The organism is Leptodesmis sp., assembly GCF_052746595.1.
Map to the genome: position 1 here is coordinate 1 of NZ_JBRAGO010000104.1, position 16,321 is coordinate 16,321.

Sequence of the window (16,321 nt, forward strand, 5' to 3'; positions counted from 1 at the left end):
TCGGTGAGAATCCTTGATTTATAGGGGTTTCAGGAGTTTTCTGCACCACCAAGCGAAATCTGTTTGAACAGTCTCCTGAACTGTATCGGAAACCGCGATCGCTCCTGGCATCTGAGCATCCGTTAGTCATTCAAACCAATCAGAATCAGGCACAAATTCGCCAGATCATTACCGAGTTGCAAAGTACGTTATTCAGCAGTCAAACCGGGTGCAGGTGTTTGCCTGGCGCATAGAGCCAGGGCAGTACCCGCTCGAAGTCGAGCCACCTAAAGAGGTGCCCGGTGGGCAAGTGACAATTCTGGTACCCTATGGCAGTCTGTTCTTTGCGGCAGCACCAGTGTTTAACGAGCAGCTACCCAAGGTGACAGAGAACTCGCGCCACGCCGTGGTGATTCTGAGGTTGCGGGGTGAGACAAACCTGGGAAGCACCTTTCTGGATGTGCTCAGCCGCTACGGCGAGGCTCTGCGTAGCCAGAAGAGCCTGCTGATGCTGGTGGGGGTGGCACCGTCCGTGCGGCGGCAGCTGGAGCGGACAGGGATGCTGCGATCGCTGGGCCACGAGAATGTATTTCTATCCGACTCACTCGTCGGTTATGGTCTTGAGGAGGCGGTGGACACCGCTGAGGCGTGGATCGCAGAGCGGTCAGCGCCGTAAGCGGATTGGTGCGAAGGAATAGGGTATTTTAGGACAATTGGTTAATTGGTTCGGGGAAATTGATCAGTTGACAAAACGGGTACTGGTATTAGGTGGACGGGGACACGTTGGTCAGGGAGTTATAGCGGATTTACTGCCCCATACTGAAACGACAATTACGATCACGGGTAGAACAGCGGCTTCGAGGCAGGAGTTGCAGAATTATCCTGACAATCGTGTCCAGTTCCTTGCTCTGGATCTGGCCGATCAGGAAGGATTACGTCAGGCGATCGCGGCTCATGATCTGGTGATTCATTGTGCTGGCCCTTTCCGTTACCGGGATGTCAGTATTTTGAAAACCTGCATTGAACACCAGGTAAATTACATCGATGTCAGTGACGATCGGGCTTTTACAAAAACCGCTTTGCAACTTCGGGAAGCGGCTCAACAGGCTGGGGTAACTGCCCTGATCAACACAGGAGTCTTCCCTGGTATTTCCAATAGCCTGGCGCGGCAGGGGGTCGAGCAACTGGATCAGGTGCAGGAGATTCATCTCAGCTATGCCGTGGGCGGTTCCGGGGGAGCCGGCCCAGCCGTCCTCCAGACCACCTTTCTGACGATTCAGCATCCATTTCCAGTTTGGGTAAATGGGCAATGGCAAACCGTAAAGCCTTACACCGATCGGCAAGTGATTCAGTTTCCAGCACCGTTTGGCAAAACCGGAGTGTACTGGTTCGACATGCCGGAGTCTTTCACCCTGGTTGAGAGTTTTCCAGCGCAGACCGTTACCGTCAAATTCGGCACCATTCCCGATCTGTATAATCACCTCACCTGGATCATGGCTAACGGCTTGCCAGCCCCGATGCTCCAAAACGTCCAGGTGATTCAATTCTTGTCTACCGTTAGCCGCGCTATGACCTCAGTAACCGATCGCTTCAGCGGTATTGGCGTAGCTCTACGAGCCGACCTCACAGGCCAAAAAGATGGCAAGCCTACCCACTACTGGGCCACCTTTACCTACCCCAGTGCGGCCCTGGCTACAGGCTTAGGAGCCGGACTAATTGCCCAATTTATCCTTTCTGGTCATCTCAGCAAACCTGGAGTTTGGCCCGTTGAACAAGCCCTTCCCACAGAGTTATTCGCACAGGCAATGAAAAGTCGAGAAATAAACATTAATTATGAATTAGAAACCATAAGTTAAAAATTAATCAAGCAATTCACAATTCATTGTACAACTGCCGCTCCTGAAAACTCAGCAAGAAGCAGATCTGGATACTGAGCCAACTGCTTTAGCATCTCCCTCCGCTCAACGGCTCCATCATCTGCAACCTTTAGTCGTAGATGATGAGCCAGACACTCTAGAATTAATTACGTTCCTTCTGCAAGGGGAAGGTGCGATCGTACAAATAGCCCCTTGGGTGCGAGAAGCATTAGCCGTCTTTGATGAGAGCTCTTTATCTTATCCCATCCCCCCACCTCCTACTCTCCAGAACCTATGGAACAATCAACACTGGGCAGGGTGAAAGGTTAATGACACGATTCGTGACACTGTCGGCTGCCCCCTCATCCGTAAGGCCAATGCCTCGGCAGCCCATGATAATTAAATCGGCTGCAATTTCGTCGGCCACATCACAGATTGTAAAAGCAGGCTTCCCTTGCCGCTCGATCGTTTCCGCTTCAATCCCTTGTTGAGAGAAAAGCGCCTTCGCACTTTCCAGCAGTTCCGCGATCGCCTCCGGAGACGATCTGCGATCGATCGTCGGTGCGACCTCACCCTCTTCGTGAGTCTCAACAACAGACAAAATTACCAAACGGCTATTGTGAATTTTGACCAGATTCGCTACTGTTTCAGCCGCCTGGCGGGACTCTCGGCTTTGGTCAATTGAAAATAAAACCGTTTCAAACATATTGTTGATCTCCAGTTCTCTCTCTGATCATCCTCTGAAAGACGTTTTCCCAAAACATCTCTACCTCCCACTCAGCCAGACGTTTTCCCAAAACGTCTCTATCTTTCCACCCATTATCCCATCTATCCTCTCCCCCTATTACCCTTCCCCTGTCTCTAATATCTTCCTGGTTTTATCCACTCCTGATTCCGCTTTGTCACAAAAGTCAAATCAGGTCAATGAGAAATGACAAAATGTGAAAAAATATGAATAGGTAAAAAGACTCATTCCAAAAACTCATTCAGGAGGTTTCGGTGTCCAAGAAGACCGTAGCAAACTTATCGTCTGCCGACTTATCTGGGAAGCGGGTTCTGGTTCGGGTTGATTTCAACGTGCCCCTGGATGATCAGGGCAGCATCACGGATGATACCCGGATCCGGGCTGCTCTGCCCACCATTCAGGATCTGACCTCTAAGGGCGCAAAAGTTATTCTCGCCAGTCACTTTGGCCGCCCGAAAGGGGATGATTTTGCCGCCCGTGCTGTCGATAAATTCCGCCTGACTCCGGTGGCAAAACGCCTGTCGGAATTGCTAGGTAAACCTGTGGTCAAGACGGATGACTGTATTGGCGCAGATGTGATGACCAAAGTCAGTGCCATGAACAATGGGGACGTGCTGTTGTTGGAAAACGTCCGTTTCCATCCCGGTGAAGAAAAGAATGATCCCGAATTTGCCAAGCAGCTTGCTTCTGTGGCTGACCTCTATGTGAATGATGCCTTTGGTACGGCTCACCGCGCCCATGCCTCTACAGAAGGAGTTACCCACTACTTGAATCCCTCTGTGGGCGGTTTCCTGATTGAGAAGGAACTGAAGTACTTGCAGGCGGCGATCGAATCTCCTCAACGGCCTCTGGCTGCAATCATCGGTGGTTCTAAGGTATCCAGTAAAATTACCGTGATTGAAGCTCTGCTGGAAAAGGTTGATAAGCTGTTCATCGGTGGTGGCATGATCTTCACCTTCTACAAATCACGGGGTCTGAGTGTGGGTAAGTCGCTGGTCGAAGATGAGTTTCTTGATCTGGCAAAGTCTCTGGAAGAAAAGGCCAAAGCAAAGGGCGTAGAATTTTTGTTACCTACTGATGTAGTGGTTGCTGATAACTTTGCCGCCGATGCCAACTCGCAAACCGTCAGTGTAGAAAATATTCCCGACGGCTGGATGGGCCTGGATATTGGGCCTGATTCCATTAAAGTGTTTCAGAATGCTCTAGCAGACTGCAAGACTGTTGTTTGGAACGGACCAATGGGTGTCTTTGAGTTTGACAAATTTGCAGCAGGCACGATCGCGATCGCCGAAACCCTGGCAGAACTGACCCAAAAGGGTGCCACAACGATCATCGGTGGGGGTGATTCTGTAGCGGCTGTAGAAAAAGCTGGACTAGCTGACCAGATGAGTCACATCTCAACTGGTGGTGGGGCCAGCCTGGAACTTCTGGAAGGCAAAGTTCTCCCCGGTATCGCGGCTCTTAACGACGCTTAGGCTATGACAGAACTCGGGGTTTTTGAAAAACTCCGAGTTCTCAACGTCAGGTATTTGCCGGTTTATGACTGGCTGTAACTGCTGCTAGTCAGAAATATGCCCTAGGTATTAACCGTTGTTCAAGCAGGGATAAATTCACCAGAGCATCTAAGTTTGAAAAATATCTGGTGGTTAAAACCACGGCTACACTCACCCAGTCTGCCAACGCAGACTCAATAAAATTGAGGGTATCAGTAACCTGCATCAGCAGGTTTTCTCCCTATAGCCGCGACCTCAGTCGCCAGGGTGACAAAGAGACAGGCTTTTAAAGCAGCCTCTAAACTATTTCTCTTTAGGGACTGGGTAAGTTGGGGATGCGGACACTCGGATCTGCTCCAGCGAACTAACCCAGCCTGAACGCTTCGCCTCTACTCGCCAATGATTTCGGGCTGGGTCAGTTCGTCAGACATTTCAATAATAGCCCGCATGACTGGCTTCATGGACGAGTCATCGTTGTTGTCAGAGTCTTCAAAGCGACGGCGCTTGGCACGATTGGCTACCTGTACGGTAATCCGGTAGCGATTGGAAGCGGCGGAAATTAGCTCATCTGCACGCCGCATCAGTTGAGCGCTATCGAAAGTGGGACGTTTTTGCATAAAACTGGGTTGAACTTCTCAACAACGTGGTGGATCCAGTCTAGCAAGAGAAAGGCCGATCGCTTCAACCTTGGTCTCAGGTTATCCTCAGAAATCTGTGTCAAGATTTGGGAGGTAAACCACCTACTGGATCAACTTGCATGTGCCGACTTCTTGGCTATCTGGGCGCTCCGATGCAACTCGATCGCCTGCTGTACAAACCCGAACATTCCCTGATTGTGCAAAGTTATCAGCCGAAGGAAATGACCTCCGGCCTGCTGAATGCAGATGGCTTTGGAGTAGGCTGGTATCACTTGCAGCGGCCAGACAGCGAACCCTTTACCTACAAAAATACGCTGCCCGTCTGGAATGATGCTAATCTAGCCAGCCTCAGCCGCTATGTAGAGTCCAGTTGCATACTCGCCAATGTTCGCAGTGCCACTCCTGGCATTCCCACGGATTTGTCCAATTGCCAGCCGTTTCAGCATCGTGCCATTTTGGGCATCCACAATGGCTTTATTGCCAATTTCCGACAAACCCTGTATCGTCCCATCCGGGAGCGGCTCAGTGATACGACCTATCAGGCGATTCAGGGAAACACCGATTCAGAACATATCTTTGCGTTGATCCTGCATGAACTGGAAGCGGCTCCTACGGTGTCGTTGACAGAGGCTTTGCGTCGGGCGTTATCGATCCTGTCTAAGTTAGGGCGGCAATACGGGACAGGGTTTTCCGCCAACGTGATTCTCAGCGATGGGCAGCAACTGGTCGCCTCCCGCTTTGCTAGCCGTCCTCCGACCCCTAGCCTTTACTGGCTACGAGATGATGTCCTGATGCCAGATGCCGTACTGATTGCCTCAGAGCCTTTGTTTGAAAGCAATTGGGTTCCCTTTCCGGATGCCAGCCTTGTGACCGTTGGCCGCGATCTGGAGGTACGGGTGGAGGCATTGTAGGAGATGGGGATGAGGGACTGGGGAAAGAGGGGAGGGAAGGGCAACTAACTCAAAACTTAAAACTGTTCATTCTTAACTCTCAACTCTTAACTTAAAAGGAAGGTACAAGTGAAAAGCCAGGAATTTAATTCGCCAACTCTTAACTCTCAACTCTCAACGCTTCACTTCAGACAGCAACTCAAAACCTGGATGGAGGAGTGCCGTGAATCCACCCTGAGCCTGTTTGAGGGCATGGACTACGATACGTTTTGCCGTCAGGCCCATCCAGATTTCAGTCCGGTTGGCTGGCATCTGGGTCACATTGCTTATACAGAATACCTCTGGTTACTGGAACACCTGGCTGGTTTTCCACCTCAGTCTCCGGAATACCGCCGTTTGTTTGCCGCTGATGGCTTGCCGAAGTGCGATCGCATCCACCTCCCCACCCTCTCTGAGATCCAGGTTTACTTGGAAACCGTCCGCTCCCAAGTCTTTGATTACCTGGAAGTCGCCCCCCTAGACAAACAGGAACGCCTCTGGCGCTGGCTCCTGCAGCACGAAAGCCAGCACGATGAAACCATTGCGATCGTCCTGGAATTAATCAAAGGACGCAAGGCGACAATCATTCAAAATTCAAAATTCAAAATTCAAAATTCAAAATTCGATACCCAGACGCGAGGCGCGAGGTACGAGAAAATCCCAAATCCCAAATCCCAAATCCCAAATCCAGACTCCTCTATGCTGCAAATTCCCGCTGGCTCCTTTGTCATGGGAAGCAATGCGATCGAGGCTCTGGACAACGAACGTCCAGCGCATCAAGTTAATTTGGCGACTTACTGGATTGATCGCTACCCGGTTACCTGCCAGCAATATCGGATGTTTATGGCAGCAGGAGGATATCAAAATCCAGAGTGGTGGTCGCCAGAAGGTTGGCAATGGTTACAAACTCATCCCGTTGATCAACCGCTTTACTGGCAAGAGGGAGTGGCATTGGATGATCAACCCGTTTGTGGCGTGAATTGGTACGAAGCGGATGCCTACGCCCGGTTTGTGGGTAAACGGTTGCCGACCGAAGCCGAGTGGGAAAAGGCCACCCACTGGAATGCCGACAATATGTTAGGCCAGGTGTGGGAATGGACCGATTCCTGGTTTGCGGGCTATCCTGGGTTTACGGCCTACCCCTATTGCGGTTACTCCCAGGCGTATTTTGATAGCCAGCATCGGGTGCTGCGGGGAGGCAGTTGGGCCACTCGACGCTGGGTACTCCGTCCCACCTTTCGCAACTGGTACCACCCTCATATACGGGAGATTTTTGCAGGATTTCGCTGCGTAAGTAGGGAATGGCAAGAGGGGTAGGGAAGATAGGGGAGTTATTGCTTCACCTTCCTTATCCTTCCCATCTCCCTTACCGTTTTCATTCTCCTCATCGCTTCTTTGCCAATTGCTGTAACTGCCGAGTTTGATCCAGCAACTGGCGAGTGTCTTCGGCGGACAGGCGCTGTACGTAGTTGATTTTGATTTCTTCCAGCAGGTCGGCAAGCAGGATCTGCAGTTCCTGCAAATTTTGTTGCCGTTGAGCTTCTGTGAGAAAAGTACTGGTAACATTCTGCACCAGTTGGGTTGTGAGTTGAGTGGTTTTAGGATCTTCCAGAATGGCTTTGAAGGAGTTATAGACGAGTTGCGTCAGGTCTGTAACCAGGCGTTCGGTCAGTTGGGCAGGTACAGCACCAATACCAGGAAGGGATTGTAATCCTCGATAGGCGGGAGACTGTCCCAGCACACTGTTAATGGCTTGCCGTAACAGCGCTTCCAAATCGGGTTGTACTTTGGGAAACACCTGATAGGTGAGAATCTGGATGAAATGCTGGGAGATCGCTTCAATCTCGTTCACATTATTAAGATCCACGTAGCGACGGGAGGTGTTTTTTCGTAGGAAGCTAGAGAACTCTCCGGCACGAATGGATGCCTGGATCTGGTTAACGATTTGAATCATGACGACTTCTGAGATTTCTTCAGCGATCGCGGCCACAAATCCCTGGCGCGCCCGTACGGCGATCGCATTCAGATCAATAATTCCAGCTTGATGCAAACGAAAAACTGTAGGAATGGTGCGGGTTAAGGCCAGAGCAGGCCAGAATAGGCTAAACGGAATGAATAAGGGAATGTCGTACCAACGCCAGACGACAGCATCTAACCAGGTGAGGCTGGTATATCGACGGCTAATATAAAGGGTACGGGCTAAAAATTCCAGCAGAAACAGGATCACGAACGGAGCATCCAGCACCCAGAAATAGTTTGTGGGTTGGCCGTCTTCACCGATCGTCCGGTAATAATTGGTTTCAATTAAGGGCCGAATGGTGGTGTTGAACCAGCTAATTTCTGAGTTCCAGGTGGTCGGAGAAAGGTAATTGAGGTACTGAGCGTTATCCGTACTCCAAAAAATGTTGAAGGACTCCCTAGAGGTGAGATTGGCTTTCACTCGCTGTCTCACCTGCTGCCGCATCCGATTTTTAATTTGCTCTAAAGTACCGCTTTTGTTGGCTCCGGCAAAGGGATTGGTGACAATCATGTCGTTACTTTGTTGCCGCAAACTTGCCAGGATAGCCTGTACCTCTGGCGAGTTCAATCCATTCTCCAGTCCCTTCTGGTTGATCTGCTGTTCCAGTTGATTTACAGTTTTTAAGTAATCCCGCGTATCCCGATGATATTCAATGCCCTTCACAGGATCGTACAGGCAGGTAATGACAGACTGCTGAACGTATTGAGGTGGCTGGCCGCGAGGGACAGAGCGATCGCGGCAGATCATTTGCGGCATTGGCACACGAATGGTGGCATTGGTGAAGGGAATCGGAATATTGCCCTGTAACCAGAAGTTGCGCCAGGACACATAGGTGAGGTCAAATACGACAAGACCCAGGTTGGCGACGGCCACGATCGCCATCGTCCGCTCAAACCATAAATTTTTCCGGCAGCGAGTTAGTTGTGAAGTAGGGTACCTTTGCAGAGCCATAGGATCGCCAACGCAAGGATTCTGTAAAACCCAATTCAAAGGGGTGGTGAAAGATTAGCATCTTGTTGTGTCGTTTCAATCAAAAAGTTATGTGGTTGGGATTGTGGTGTGGAGTATGGCTGGTAAGTGCGATAGGAGTGGGACTGAAACCAGCCAATGCTATCGCCAGTTTTTCCCAAAACCTTTCCTTTCTCACCGTGTCCTCGCTGGACAGGAATAGTTCTTTTTCCACATCGTTCCAGATGGCTCAGATCCCGGATCCGGGCAGAACTCGCACCCCTGACCCCAACCGCGATCGGCTGATCCAACCCGGCCCTCCTCCCACCCCCTTGCCACCCACTCCACCCCTACTTCCGACCCCGACTCTCCCGCCGGAACCTACTCCGGAACAACCTGCGATTAAAATTCCAGTCTCGCGGATTGAGGTCACAGGTAGTACCATCTTGACTCAAAACGATTTGACCCCAATTCTGCAGCCAGTCGAAGGGCGAGAAGCAACTTTGGAAGAATTGCGGCAGGTGGCAGATGCCATTACTCAGCTTTATCTCGATCGCGGATACATCACCTCCAGGGCCATTCTGGTGGATCAGACGATTCAGAATGGAGTGGTAAAAATTCGGGTGATTGAAGGGTCATTGGAGGAAATTCAGGTCCAGGGAAATCAGAACATGAAGCCAGCCTATATTCGGAGCCGGATTGGCCTAGGTGCCCACCCCCCACTGAACCGGGATGCCCTGGAAGACCAACTCAGATTACTCAAGCTGGATCCCTTATTCACCAACGTAGAAGCCAGTCTGCGACCCGGCACTCAACTCGGCAAAAGTCTTCTCATTGTGCGGGTGACGGAGGCGAAGTCGCTCAGTGGTTTGATCACAGTCGATAATTATTCTCCTCCCAGTGTGGGTTCGGTGCGCCTAGGTGGAGCCTTGTCCTATCGCAACCTCACGGGTTATGGGGACGAATTGGCGGTTTCCATTTTCCATACCACAAACTCTGGAGCGGATAACCTGGATCTGTTTTATCGGATTCCTGTTAATCCTCTCAATGGTACCCTGCAATTCCGTTTTGCACCGAACTGGAATCGTATCACCCAGGCTCCCTTTGATGTGCTGGATATCCAGGGGCGATCGCAGCTTTACCAGTTTAGTTTTCGCCAGCCACTCATCCGTAATCCGCGGCAGGAACTTGCCCTGACGCTGGGATTTGCTGCTCAAAATGGACAAACATTCTTATTTAATGACATTCTCTTTCCCCCTTTGGGATTGGCCCTGAGCCAGATGGCAATAGCCGCACTCGCGTTCTCACCTTTGGGCAGGACTATGTGAAACGGGATCTGCAGGGTGCCTGGGCATTGCGATCGCAACTCAATTTTGGCCTGGGAATTCTCAATGCCACCCTTAACCCGGCTCCGATTCCCGATGGCCGCTTCTTTAGCTGGTTAGCTCAGGTGCAGCGAGTGCAGCGATTGGGCAATGACAATTTGTTGATCTTGCAGGGGGATCTACAACTCACGCCCGATACCTTGCTTCCCTCGCAACAGTTTGTAATCGGTGGGGGGCAGTCCATCCGGGGCTTCCGGCAAAATGTTCGATCGAGCGACAACGGCTTCCGCATCTCGGTGGAAAACCGGATTACCTTATTGCGAGACGAAGCTGGATCCCCTGTGGCACAATTGGCTCCCTTTATCGACTTTGGCAAAGTCTGGAATACCTCTGACAACCCCAATCCTGAACCTAATCAGCGATTTTTGGCAGGGGCAGGATTAGGCTTTCTGTGGCAACCCTATCCCGGCCTCAACATTCGCCTGGATTACGGCATTCCCTTCCTGCGCCTCCGCGATCGCGGCAACGATGTGCAGGATTACGGTTTCTACTTTAGTGTTGGCTATCAATTCTAGCAACCGGTCAGAGGGTTGTATCCCCGTCGGCAGCCCAGCAAGCCCCCCTCTCTTCAACTCATTACCAGTTCCTCTAGCGTCCGGAGTAACACCTGCTCATTGTAGGGTTTTGAAAAGTAGGCTGTGGCTCCTAAGCTGAGAGCCAATTGACGGTGTTTATCGCTACTGCGGGAGGTCAACATAGCGACGGGTAATTGTTCCAGCACTGGATCTGCTTTGACCTTAGCCAGGAAGCCGTATCCATCCAAACGTGGCATTTCAATATCACAAATGACGGCCTGCACCGACAGTCCTTTTTGTAGTTTTTCCAGGGCATCCTGACCATCTTTTGCCTGCTCGACCCGGAAGCCTGCTCGCTCCAGAGTCAGTGCCAGAAAGCGCCGGATGTTAATGGGGTCATCCACGATCAAGATGGTGGCTTTATTGGATTGACGCGATCGGGGTGTTTCAGTGCCCCCTGCTGATGAAGTTGGGGGTAGAGAAGCCATGGCCTCTTCGGAAGCAGGAGGAAGCGCCCAGCTCGTGATGGGAGGATAGCTGGCAATCCAATCCAATAATTCAACGGTGTTGACCAGCGGAATTACCCAGCCATCGCCGACGATCGCACAGTTGGCAAAACCGGGCGGCAGGGGAATGTTGCCTTCTACCTTACGGATGGCTACTTCCTGTTCACCCCAACTGCGATCGATCAGCAGGCCAACCCAATGCTGATTTCGTTGAACAATCAAAACCGTGGGAGCATCGATCGCCGGAGCCGTTTCTGAAGTGTGGGGTTGGTCAGGACAGTTAAACTGCAACCAATAGGACAACCGAATCAGTTGCACCAGTGTATCATTCCATTTCAGCATTTCACCGCTGACGGTCATCATCACCTGCTCAGGTTGTAAGAGAAACATTTCCGCGATCGCATCTGTGGGAATCGCTAATGGCAATTCGTTACTTTCCGCTAACAGTACCTGCACCACGGAAAGGGTAAAGGGAACCGAAAGTGTGAAGGTTGTCCCAACTCCAGCACAGGTATTTACCGAGATTTCGCCGTGAATTTGTCGGAGACTATCACGCACAACATCCATGCCCACTCCTCGCCCAGATAGTGCCGTTACTTCTGAGGAGGTGCTAAATCCAGGTTCAAAAATCAGGGAAAGTAAGTCTTCATCGCTGGCATTCGCAAGTAATACCGGATCCAGACCCATTTCTTCAGCCCGAATGCGGATTTTGCGCAGGGGAATTCCCTGACCATCATCCCGAATCGTAATCACAGTGCGGTTGCCTCGATGAGTGGCCGCAATCTCGATCGTGCCGTGGCTGATTTACCTGCTGCTTCGCGTACTTCAGGAGGTTCGATTCCGTGATCAAAAGCATTACGAAACAGATGCATCAGGGGATCATTGAGAGTCTCCAGAATATTGCGATCAATCAGGATATTACCACCATGAACAAATAGTTTTGCCTGTTTGCCATACTGTAAACACAACTCCCGCAGTGATCGAGGAAAGCGATCAACAACATCCGACAAAGGCCGCATACGAATCTGAGTCAGATTCAGTTGCAGTTGTTTGGCTGTTTTATTGAGATCTCAAACGGTTTGCTCTGTATCATCCAGGCTGATTTGAATGTCACTCGTTACTTCCTGAACTTGCACAATAGTTTCCATCACCTGTTATGAAAGCGAGTGCAGATGACTATATTAATCAAGCTCCAGGATGTCAAATTTTAGATTATCAAATTTTGGATTTTAGATTTTGTATTTTAGATTAAACTTACTTGATTGGAGTCGTAGGTTAGCCAGGGATAATTCCAGGTCTTCTTCGTGGGCTGTGACGCGATCGTAAGCCATGCGCACATCCAAATTGGACTGCTCCAGCGATCGCACTCGCTAGGCCAGAGTACGAGCCAGGTTGCGAAGACGTTTCAAATAGAGATCTAGGCCATTGCGTTCGATGGTCAGTTGGCCGAATAAATCATTCCGTTGTCGCCACCGCAGGCTGAGCAGGAATCGGTGCCGTGTCAGTGACTGTTGGTAGATCAGAAAGCGCCGTCGGTAAGGACTCCAATTGTCCCGTAAGTACGAGAACCTGCGATCGCCGCCATGCCTGCAATGCTGCCTGAGCGATCGTGGTGATCGGTGCTGGCATGGTTTCCAAATGCTGTTGCACAGACTCACATAACTGACAAAATGCTGGCAGTTCTAGCTTTTCCCCCAGTCCTCCCAGTTCCTGCACCAGATTCGCCAGTTCCTCTGCAAACCTGCTGGATCGGCTTGAGCCAGCAAGGTTTCTAGCCGTTCCAGACATCCTTCCACCTCAGTTTCAAACAACAGCGGCAGGATATCCTGTCCACTATCCACCGCCAGTACTGAGGCCACATCTCATCAAGCGGATCGCCCAGGTATTGATGCAGCTGTTGAAACACAGGTTCCACCTGATCCTGCAGCCAGGGGGGATCGGGTGGCTGGTTCTGGCGATCGTGAGCAATAAGCTGGCGCAGAGCATTAATCGCCACCAGCAGCAAATTTTCCAGATTGCCGTCTATCGCGATCTCGGGGGATGGATTTTTCAAGACCTTAAAGGCACCCTTTAGGCGGTGAGCCAGGTCAGCCAGCAGTTCAAATCCCATCATGCCTGCTCCCCCTTTAATAGAGTGGGCAGCTCGCAGCGCCGCATTGATTTTTTGAATCTCAATCCGGTTACTGGATAGGCCCAAAATCGCTTCATCCAGCATATTCACATATTCTTGCGCCTCATCCAAAAACAGCCGGCGAATTTCAAGTTCTTTGTCTTGTGACATGGTAGTAGGTGAGTGGAGATCAAATGACTTTGAACATTTCTACGGATTCCTGAAGGCTTTTGGCAATATCTACGGTTTGGCGGAGCGAGGCGGAAACCTGGCGGGAGGAGCCAGAAGTTTGTCCGGCAACCTGAGCGACATCTTGCATCAGCAGGGCGATCGCCTGGGAGGTTTATACTTGCGAAACTGTCGCTTTTGAAATCGATTGCAACAACTGATCAATCTGCTGGGAGACATCCACAATCTGTTCTAAACTTTGGCGCGTGTTTTTGACCAGATAGGTACCTTCTACCACCTGAGTAGTTCCCTGCTCCATCGCCTCTACGACTTCGCTGGTTTCCCATTGAATGGTTTGCACAATTTGTTCAATTTCCTGAGTGGCTGCTGCCGATCGGGCTGCCAATGCGCCCACCTCCTCTGCAACGACTGCAAATCCCTGACCGTCCTCGCCTGCCCGTGCTACTTCAATTCCAGCATTAATTGCCAGCAGGTTGGTTTGAGTGGCAATTTGATTAATTAACGACACGACTTTAGAGATTTCTTGAGAGGATTCACCTAATCGCTTTACCTTCTTCGCCGTTTCACCGATCGTTTCACAGAGTTTGAGAATATTTTGTACCGTTAAATCCATGGCTATCCCACCTTCCTGGGCCGTTTCAGAAGCCGTTTGGGTAACTTCTGCTGCCTGGGACGCACTCTCTGCCACCTGCTGAATCGAGAACTTCATTTTTTCGACGGTTTGCAGTGCCAGAGTGGTTTCTTCGGCTTGTTTTTGGGTATCTTCTGCCAGTTGCCGCATGGCCTGTTCGTTTTTGCCTAAGGCCAGATTCACCTCCAGGGCTGACTCCTTCACCTGCGTCACAATCTGCCGCAGACTTTCCACAATGGAGTTAAAGAAGTCTGCCACCGTGCCAATTTCTCCCGCCGTTACGTCTGCCCGCACGGTTAAATCGCCTCTGGCGGCTCCTTCCACACTACTTAGCAGTTCCACCAGTTGTTCCTGCAGCGATCGGGTCTTCTGCAATTGCTCTTGAGATAAACGTTCGGCCTGTAGACGGGCCTGTTCTTTTTGCTCAAACAGGGCCACATGCTCCAGTGCGATCCCAAGCTGAATAGCCGTTTGCCGTAAGAAGTTAATTTCTGACTCCTGCCAGACACGAGGGCCAGAGCATTGATGCACACACACTAGCCCCAACAATCGTTCCTGTAACAGAATCGGGGCAACCATGTTTGCTTTTACCTTAAAAGGCTCCAATTGGCCAAGGTAACAGGGATCCAGATCAGCTTGATAAATGTTGGAAAGGACTTGCACTCGTCCCTGCTGGTACTTCTCCACATAAGCTTCAGCAAAGCAAGGATCGGCAATGCCAGTTCCCAAAGAGACTAGATACTCCTGAACTACAGATTCAGCGACGATCGTGCCCTGCCATTTTTCGTCAAACAGATAGATGATCACTCGATCGGCAGAAAGAAGCGCACGGGTGCCTTGAACGACCAGATCGTAGACCGCCTGCTGATCTCCCTGGCTGGATGTATGAGCCAGATTGGTATAGAACTGAGATTGCTGCAGGGCTTCTGCCTAAGCTGATAATAGGGTGGAAACCATCGTTGTTAACTGATTAAACCGTTGAGCCAGATCCTTCATTTCGGTCGGGCTTTCTAATTTCATCCTGGCATCCCAATCACCCGCCGCCACCTGATCGAGAGCAAAATTCAACTCACTGAACGCTTTTGACAGACGTCGGATGGTGATCATAGAGGCGGCAGAAATGCCTCCAACCAGAGCTACCAGTAGGGCGGCTAACGCCCATCAGCCTTGACTGGCCAGTTCTTTCTGGGTCGTGGCACCGACCACAACCCAGCTACTGCCTGGAATTGTCGCCAGCAGATAGCGCTGATTCCCCTGCATTGAGGCTGTGAGTAACCCCCAATCGCCGTTGCCGTAATCAAAACTCTGGATGGTCGGCTCCTCAGGTGGATTCTGAACTTGCAGTTGTTGCACCAGTTCAATTGCTTTTTGTGCGATCGGTGTGCCTCCCAGTACCTCGGAGGTGTCCTTCAGACCATCACTCGTCAAAGTTCTGATGGGTTTCATCAGATCATTCTCAGTAGGGGCCAGAATTTGCACCCGCAGGGAACTTGAGAGCTTAGCCAGAGGCAACGTATACGACGCCCGATCCAGATAATGAATCGGAATTCGACCTTTGACAGCCCCTAACTGTTGACCTGAATTCGGATCAGCGATCGCCTTAGCCAGATCAATCCCTGTCACTGTGCCATCGCTATTAAACACGGGTTGAACCGCTTCCCCATTTTTCTGTACCTCCTGCCACCAGGCCGCACTGCGATGCACAATTTGGGGATGCGGACGGTTAGAAGCAACATTCACTCCATGTTCTTCTGCGATCATCAAATCGGAAACTGAGCCGCTTCCGCTTTGCGTTTTAGGTAATTATTCAGGTTGGCACTGGCAGGCAATTGATGACGTTTTTGCTGTTCCACCGTTGCGCCAGAAAGCCGATCTAATTGAGCGGCCTTCACATCTTTGCTAGTTCTCCGCGAGAACTCAACGACGGCCGGATCCGGTGCCACCAGACGCGGCAATTTTTTCGCGTCATTCAACCGATCGCGAGTCACCCGTCCCAGGGCGATTGTCTGGTCTTGCAAATCTTGTTCAACCTGTTTGGCCTGTTGTTGTGCCGTCGCTTGATGATTCATCGCAACCGCCACTCCCAGGGGAGCTAATAACAATGGTAAGGCTCCCATTACCATCTCTCGACGGAAAGGCACACTGGGCTGACTCGATGGCGGAATGACAGGACTGACTGCGATCGGGGGGGGAATGACTCGGTAGAAGGTAAAGAATTAGACGAAGGAAGATTCATCGGAAAGCTCCAGGAGGAACAAGTCTTAAGTTAAGAGTTAAGAGCTTAGTGGTGCAGAAATCTCAGACGGTCTCAGTATGAGAAGCTGGTCACTTTAGAAAACTCGATACGACAGTCCAAAGTGTCGTGCTTGCGGTGCGA

Annotated in this window: 20 protein-coding genes; 7 read left to right on the forward strand and 13 right to left on the reverse strand. The window is 50.9% G+C overall.

Annotation, left to right across the window (positions count from 1 at the left end; genetic code table 11):
- Positions 1 to 208 precede the first annotated feature (208 nt).
- A complete protein-coding gene (locus ACUVQO_RS18735) occupies positions 209 to 655 on the forward strand; it encodes an STAS domain-containing protein (protein WP_445927351.1) in 447 nt (148 codons plus the stop codon).
- 67 nt (positions 656 to 722) lie between these two features.
- Positions 723 to 1,835, forward strand: a complete 1,113-nt coding sequence (locus tag ACUVQO_RS18740) for a saccharopine dehydrogenase family protein (RefSeq protein ID WP_445927352.1) — start codon at positions 723 to 725, stop codon at positions 1,833 to 1,835.
- A 292-nt stretch (positions 1,836 to 2,127) separates the two neighbouring features.
- Here ACUVQO_RS18740 and ACUVQO_RS18745 read toward each other — a convergent pair whose 3' ends face one another.
- The gene (locus ACUVQO_RS18745) at positions 2,128 to 2,541 is read right to left on the reverse strand and encodes a universal stress protein (RefSeq protein WP_445927353.1); all 414 of its coding nucleotides are present in this window, start codon (positions 2,539 to 2,541) and stop codon (positions 2,128 to 2,130) included.
- A gap of 293 nt (positions 2,542 to 2,834) precedes the next feature.
- Here ACUVQO_RS18745 and ACUVQO_RS18750 point away from each other — a divergent pair, with 293 nt between their 5' ends.
- Positions 2,835 to 4,055: a phosphoglycerate kinase gene (locus ACUVQO_RS18750; protein ID WP_445927354.1), complete on the forward strand. Its 1,221-nt coding sequence runs from the start codon at positions 2,835 to 2,837 to the stop codon at positions 4,053 to 4,055.
- A gap of 407 nt (positions 4,056 to 4,462) precedes the next feature.
- Here the strand turns inward: ACUVQO_RS18750 and ACUVQO_RS18755 are convergent, their stop codons facing one another.
- The gene (locus ACUVQO_RS18755) at positions 4,463 to 4,690 is read right to left on the reverse strand and encodes a DNA-directed RNA polymerase subunit omega (RefSeq protein ID WP_445927355.1); all 228 of its coding nucleotides are present in this window, start codon (positions 4,688 to 4,690) and stop codon (positions 4,463 to 4,465) included.
- A 140-nt stretch (positions 4,691 to 4,830) separates the two neighbouring features.
- Between ACUVQO_RS18755 and egtC the strand changes: the two genes are divergently transcribed.
- Together egtC and egtB are read left to right on the forward strand one after the other, a co-directional pair.
- A complete protein-coding gene (gene egtC / locus ACUVQO_RS18760) occupies positions 4,831 to 5,622 on the forward strand; it encodes an ergothioneine biosynthesis protein EgtC (RefSeq protein ID WP_445927356.1) in 792 nt (263 codons plus the stop codon).
- Between the two features lie 108 nt (positions 5,623 to 5,730).
- A complete protein-coding gene (gene egtB, locus ACUVQO_RS18765; RefSeq protein WP_445927357.1) occupies positions 5,731 to 6,957 on the forward strand; it encodes an ergothioneine biosynthesis protein EgtB in 1,227 nt (408 codons plus the stop codon).
- A 67-nt stretch (positions 6,958 to 7,024) separates the two neighbouring features.
- On the opposite strand, the gene ACUVQO_RS18770 is transcribed toward egtB, so the two are convergent.
- Complete coding sequence (locus ACUVQO_RS18770) at positions 7,025 to 8,611, reverse strand: hypothetical protein (RefSeq protein WP_445927358.1); 1,587 nt, start codon at positions 8,609 to 8,611, stop codon at positions 7,025 to 7,027.
- 89 nt (positions 8,612 to 8,700) lie between these two features.
- Between ACUVQO_RS18770 and ACUVQO_RS18775 the strand changes: the two genes are divergently transcribed.
- Together ACUVQO_RS18775 and ACUVQO_RS18780 are read left to right on the forward strand one after the other, a co-directional pair.
- Positions 8,701 to 9,936, forward strand: a complete 1,236-nt coding sequence (locus tag ACUVQO_RS18775; RefSeq protein WP_445927359.1) for a ShlB/FhaC/HecB family hemolysin secretion/activation protein — start codon at positions 8,701 to 8,703, stop codon at positions 9,934 to 9,936.
- Positions 9,933 to 10,508 carry a BamA/TamA family outer membrane protein gene (locus ACUVQO_RS18780; protein WP_445927360.1) on the forward strand — a complete coding sequence of 192 codons (576 nt, stop codon included), beginning with the start codon at positions 9,933 to 9,935 and terminating at the stop codon, positions 10,506 to 10,508. The genes ACUVQO_RS18775 and ACUVQO_RS18780 overlap by 4 nt, the downstream gene beginning before the upstream one ends.
- 53 nt (positions 10,509 to 10,561) lie before the next feature.
- Here the strand turns inward: ACUVQO_RS18780 and ACUVQO_RS18785 are convergent, their stop codons facing one another.
- The 10 genes from ACUVQO_RS18785 to ACUVQO_RS18830 all read right to left on the reverse strand — a co-directional run bounded on the left by ACUVQO_RS18785 (position 10,562) and on the right by ACUVQO_RS18830 (position 16,085).
- Complete coding sequence (locus ACUVQO_RS18785; protein ID WP_445927361.1) at positions 10,562 to 11,767, reverse strand: response regulator; 1,206 nt, start codon at positions 11,765 to 11,767, stop codon at positions 10,562 to 10,564.
- Positions 11,764 to 12,024 carry a hypothetical protein gene (locus ACUVQO_RS18790; RefSeq protein WP_445927362.1) on the reverse strand — a complete coding sequence of 87 codons (261 nt, stop codon included), beginning with the start codon at positions 12,022 to 12,024 and terminating at the stop codon, positions 11,764 to 11,766. The genes ACUVQO_RS18785 and ACUVQO_RS18790 overlap by 4 nt, the downstream gene beginning before the upstream one ends.
- 219 nt (positions 12,025 to 12,243) lie before the next feature.
- Positions 12,244 to 12,381 (reverse strand): hypothetical protein, encoded by a 138-nt coding sequence (locus ACUVQO_RS18795; protein WP_445927363.1) that lies wholly within the window; start codon positions 12,379 to 12,381, stop codon positions 12,244 to 12,246.
- 88 nt (positions 12,382 to 12,469) lie between these two features.
- Positions 12,470 to 12,802: a hypothetical protein gene (locus ACUVQO_RS18800; protein ID WP_445927364.1), complete on the reverse strand. Its 333-nt coding sequence runs from the start codon at positions 12,800 to 12,802 to the stop codon at positions 12,470 to 12,472.
- Positions 12,786 to 13,295 carry an Hpt domain-containing protein gene (locus ACUVQO_RS18805; RefSeq protein ID WP_445927365.1) on the reverse strand — a complete coding sequence of 170 codons (510 nt, stop codon included), beginning with the start codon at positions 13,293 to 13,295 and terminating at the stop codon, positions 12,786 to 12,788. Before ACUVQO_RS18805 ends, ACUVQO_RS18800 begins: the two co-directional genes overlap by 17 nt.
- 19 nt (positions 13,296 to 13,314) lie before the next feature.
- Complete coding sequence (locus ACUVQO_RS18810; protein WP_445927366.1) at positions 13,315 to 13,443, reverse strand: hypothetical protein; 129 nt, start codon at positions 13,441 to 13,443, stop codon at positions 13,315 to 13,317.
- Positions 13,444 to 13,467: 24 nt separating this feature from the next.
- Complete coding sequence (locus tag ACUVQO_RS18815) at positions 13,468 to 14,865, reverse strand: methyl-accepting chemotaxis protein (RefSeq protein WP_445927370.1); 1,398 nt, start codon at positions 14,863 to 14,865, stop codon at positions 13,468 to 13,470.
- A gap of 9 nt (positions 14,866 to 14,874) precedes the next feature.
- The gene (locus tag ACUVQO_RS18820; protein WP_445927367.1) at positions 14,875 to 15,051 is read right to left on the reverse strand and encodes a HAMP domain-containing protein; all 177 of its coding nucleotides are present in this window, start codon (positions 15,049 to 15,051) and stop codon (positions 14,875 to 14,877) included.
- 54 nt (positions 15,052 to 15,105) lie between these two features.
- A complete protein-coding gene (locus tag ACUVQO_RS18825) occupies positions 15,106 to 15,684 on the reverse strand; it encodes a hypothetical protein (protein ID WP_445927368.1) in 579 nt (192 codons plus the stop codon).
- A 20-nt stretch (positions 15,685 to 15,704) separates the two neighbouring features.
- On the reverse strand, positions 15,705 to 16,085 hold the full coding sequence (locus ACUVQO_RS18830; RefSeq protein WP_445927369.1) for a hypothetical protein: 381 nt from the start codon (positions 16,083 to 16,085) through the stop codon (positions 15,705 to 15,707).
- Between the last annotated feature and the right edge of the window lie 236 nt (positions 16,086 to 16,321).

What these genes read in the sequence shown, in the direction of transcription:
- ACUVQO_RS18745 (WP_445927353.1), bottom strand. Translation starts at nt 2,541, where the DNA reads ATGTTTGAAACGGTTTTATTTTCAATTGACCAAAGCCGAGAGTCCCGC.
- ACUVQO_RS18770 (WP_445927358.1), bottom strand. Translation starts at nt 8,611, where the DNA reads ATGGCTCTGCAAAGGTACCCTACTTCACAACTAACTCGCTGCCGGAAA.
- ACUVQO_RS18775 (WP_445927359.1), top strand. Translation starts at nt 8,701, where the DNA reads ATGTGGTTGGGATTGTGGTGTGGAGTATGGCTGGTAAGTGCGATAGGA.
- ACUVQO_RS18800 (WP_445927364.1), bottom strand. Translation starts at nt 12,802, where the DNA reads ATGTCTGGAACGGCTAGAAACCTTGCTGGCTCAAGCCGATCCAGCAGG.
- ACUVQO_RS18805 (WP_445927365.1), bottom strand. Translation starts at nt 13,295, where the DNA reads ATGTCACAAGACAAAGAACTTGAAATTCGCCGGCTGTTTTTGGATGAG.
- ACUVQO_RS18820 (WP_445927367.1), bottom strand. Translation starts at nt 15,051, where the DNA reads ATGATCACCATCCGACGTCTGTCAAAAGCGTTCAGTGAGTTGAATTTT.
- egtC (WP_445927356.1), top strand. Translation starts at nt 4,831, where the DNA reads ATGTGCCGACTTCTTGGCTATCTGGGCGCTCCGATGCAACTCGATCGC.
- ACUVQO_RS18810 (WP_445927366.1), bottom strand. Translation starts at nt 13,443, where the DNA reads ATGCAAGATGTCGCTCAGGTTGCCGGACAAACTTCTGGCTCCTCCCGC.
- ACUVQO_RS18755 (WP_445927355.1), bottom strand. Translation starts at nt 4,690, where the DNA reads ATGCAAAAACGTCCCACTTTCGATAGCGCTCAACTGATGCGGCGTGCA.